3 protein-coding genes and 1 pseudogene are annotated in these 3,097 nt (G+C 52.2%); 3 read left to right on the top strand and 1 reads right to left on the bottom strand.

Going from position 1 to position 3,097, the window contains the following annotated elements:
- Nucleotides 1–1,630: DUF4158 domain-containing protein (locus tag ACMV5I_RS29260; RefSeq protein ID WP_414825945.1), on the bottom strand; the 1,630-nt coding region annotated here is incomplete at its 3' end.
- 146 nt (nt 1,631–1,776) lie between these two features.
- On the opposite strand from ACMV5I_RS29260, the gene ACMV5I_RS29255 reads away from it, so the two are divergent.
- From ACMV5I_RS29255 to ACMV5I_RS29245, 3 genes and pseudogenes are all read left to right on the top strand, one after another.
- Complete coding sequence (locus ACMV5I_RS29255) at nt 1,777–2,355, top strand: recombinase family protein (protein WP_181375142.1); 579 nt, start codon at nt 1,777–1,779, stop codon at nt 2,353–2,355.
- 1 nt (nt 2,356) lies between these two features.
- A complete protein-coding gene (locus tag ACMV5I_RS29250; RefSeq protein WP_181375143.1) occupies nt 2,357–2,638 on the top strand; it encodes a cytoplasmic protein in 282 nt (93 codons plus the stop codon).
- A gap of 30 nt (nt 2,639–2,668) precedes the next feature.
- Nucleotides 2,669–3,097 (top strand): annotated as a pseudogene (locus ACMV5I_RS29245) (hypothetical protein); the annotation flags it as partial.

Below are 3,097 nucleotides of genomic sequence, written 5' to 3'. Positions count from 1 at the left end.
TGTACTCATTACGGAATACGCTGAATTGGGTAAATCGGGTTTCCCTGATCTCGTCCAGGTAGTCCAGTACAACGTCCAAGCCAGTCAGGGCGAAACTGCCACCATCAACAGGAATGAGTACATGGTCATTGAGGTGGAATTCACCCGCCTGAAAACGCTTTCTTATCTGGCGGTAGAGCCAGAACTCATAGCGCCCGGCGTTCAGGCCTGTGGGCTCGTCATCCTCGCCGAACTCCAGCAGATACGGGCGCAGCCGTTCTGGTAATGTTTCCGGTGGGCATTCCTCCAGTGGTCGCTGCGAAAGCGTCTGCTTTTTGCTGAATACCATTCTGAGCCAGTTCAGCGCTTCAGCCCACGGGCTGTCCTGGACCACGCTAGTGAGGTCCAGTGACAGATATAATGGTCGCAGGTGACGCCGGATTAATGCCGTCATACTGTCCACGGCCTGCCACTGCAGCGCCAGTTTACTGACGGGTTTTACACTCATGCGCTGTGCGGTGGTTTTCAGCGCCTCCCGCGGCATGATTTTCCATGCCCGACGACGGACTTCGCCAAAGGTGGTGGGGTCCGGAACGCTGTCATCAACGTAAAGCGATAACAGCCGTCCGATTTTAGACGTTTCACGCCGGTGTTTTTCCTGGACGTCAGCCAGAAGTTGTTTGGCCACGCTGCGGCTCTCATCCTCGAGCTGTTTCATATGGAAAAACATCGCATCCACCAGGTTATCGCTGAACTGGCGGTAACGAACCCATGCATAGCACAACAGGTAAAGGCGGGTCTGATCGGGCTTCAGTTCACGGAGATCATAAACGGTATATAAATTTGCCAGGCTGGCGTAGTAAAGCAGATTCTGCTGAGAAATATTCAGTGCCGGCAGGATGTCGCAGGCTTTGCGGTGCAATGGCGCCAGTATGGCCCGTTTTTCCCGTTCCTGGACCATCTGGCGCCAGCCGAAATCACGGGCATCCTGCCTGAGGATCGCCAGCCGGGAAAGGGTATCATCGCGTTCAATCAGCTTGTTTAGACCATCAATGGTGGCGTCATCAAGCCGCTCCATCAGGATACGCCCCAGCCGCTGCCTTTCATCAGAAAGCGTCCGGCTTACCAGCTCCTGGAGCGTGGTATAGCCGGGGCGGATGATTTTGTGTGCGTTGAGCCAGATGATCAACTCCGTGGCGACAAAGCCGGGAGTGACATCGCGGTGAACAATATGAACGGCCTGTTGTTCAAGCGTTGAAGACAGTGCCGATGACCACGGGCAGTAACCATACAGCGCGCAGATTTTTTCCCGCTGAGCATAGCGTTCCTGCTTATAGGGCAGTTTGTCAGGCAGTGACTCTCCGGGGAAATAACGGCTCAGGACAAAGCTTAAGTCGTCCTGAACATCATCCCAGCCGAAGCGGAAAAACAGGTGCTTAGCTTTAAAGTAAGCGATCTGGATGATGCAATAAATTTGAGCGTGAAGCCCCCGACGGCTGCAGGCCAGCGCCAATTCAGATTCCCCCAGCGCCAGAAACTCCAGTCGCTGAGCATCATCGAAATCCGGGAGGCTATACAGCGCTTCCTGCTCGGCACTGTTTAAAACCGCCAATCGTTCACTTTTGCCTGTCGCTTTGTCACGAGTTGTCATCCTGACCCCGAAAATAATGTCCGTAAGAGGATCGTTGAACGGACAGTTAAATAAATTTTCGCCTCTGCCATAAATCGCTGCTGAAGTTGTCTCATATAACTGGTACGGTATCAATCTCTTTCATGGCTCCTTAAACGTACACATTTATGACTGAAATACGGATCGGCTATGCCCGGTGCTCCACCGACAAGCAGGATTTGACTGCTCAGCAGGAAGCACTGATGAAACTCGGTGTCTCCCCAGACAGAATTTACATCGATAAAGGGCTGACTGGTTCAAACCGATTGAGGCCAGGATTAGATCAGGCTCTTGCCGCTGTCCGCAGTGGTGACACGCTGGTCGTCCCAAAACTGGACCGCCTTGCTCGTTCAGTCCCTGATGCCCGAGAGATCGCTGATGCTCTACAGGCCAGAGGTGTGAAGCTGGCGCTGGGAAATAGCATCTATGATCCGGCAGACCCGATGGGAAAGATGTTCTTCAACGTGCTTGCTACCTTTGCAGAGTTTGAGGGCGACCTGATACGTCTGCGCACCCGCGAAGGCATGGCGATTGCGCGGGCGAAAGGAAAACTACGGGGGAAACAGCCAAAGCTGTCTGATAAACAACAAAAAGAGCTGTGCCGAATGCATGAAACCGCGCAGTACTCGATCAGCGATCTGGCCGAGTTGTTCGCGGTATCCAGGCCGACGGTTTATCGGACCCTTTCCCGTCATAAGCAGGTTTAGTGTGCGTATACCAGAAAATGCTATTTTATCAGCCCTGCGAAACGGTGGGTGCATAAAAAGTTTTTACCGGCGATCGGTGCGGGGCGCTCAATCTGTAAAAACACAGTTGGCCGACGGCTATGTATTGGCTTCACCGGGTGATCACGGTGAAGTCATCCTGAGCCATGCCGATTTTTTGTCAGTGAAAACGAAATTGGCAGAAACAGAAACCTGGGAGCAAGTCGTAGGTAACATACTTTTCGGTGGCAGTACCTGGAAACTTCGCCCTGAAATGGACGATTAATAAACTGACAAGATAACGGGACTGGATTTTATGAAAAAAACACCATCAAGGAACACCAGGCAGGCTATTAATCTTGCTGAATTAATCGATGACATGCCGGAGGAGGAGTTGATAACGTTACACAATATTATTGTTAATCGCCTCAACTCGTTACAACGCCAGCGAACCAGGCAAAGCATGGAAGATTTTCGGCCCGGGGATGTAGTCAGCTTTCGAACTGACGATGGGCAAACAGTGACGGGCGTCCTGGTTCGTCTGAATAAAAAGACAGTGACTGTTCATACAGAGAGTGGCTCCCGCTGGAATGTTGCACCACAGTTATTGACCCGGATTAAACGTAAGCGTCGCTGGAACCCCACCTGTTATTGCGTTCGCGATGTTGCCATGATCTTGTTCCCGATCATCAACACGGAGCAAACCCATGAGGAACATCCGCACGCCCGAAGAATGGCACGCCCT

This window comes from Serratia sp. T13T92, from assembly GCF_047530105.1.
Lineage (GTDB): Bacteria > Pseudomonadota > Gammaproteobacteria > Enterobacterales > Enterobacteriaceae > Chania > Chania fonticola.
Note: the sequence above shows the minus strand (reverse complement) of the source record. Positions and strands in the feature narration are given on the sequence as shown.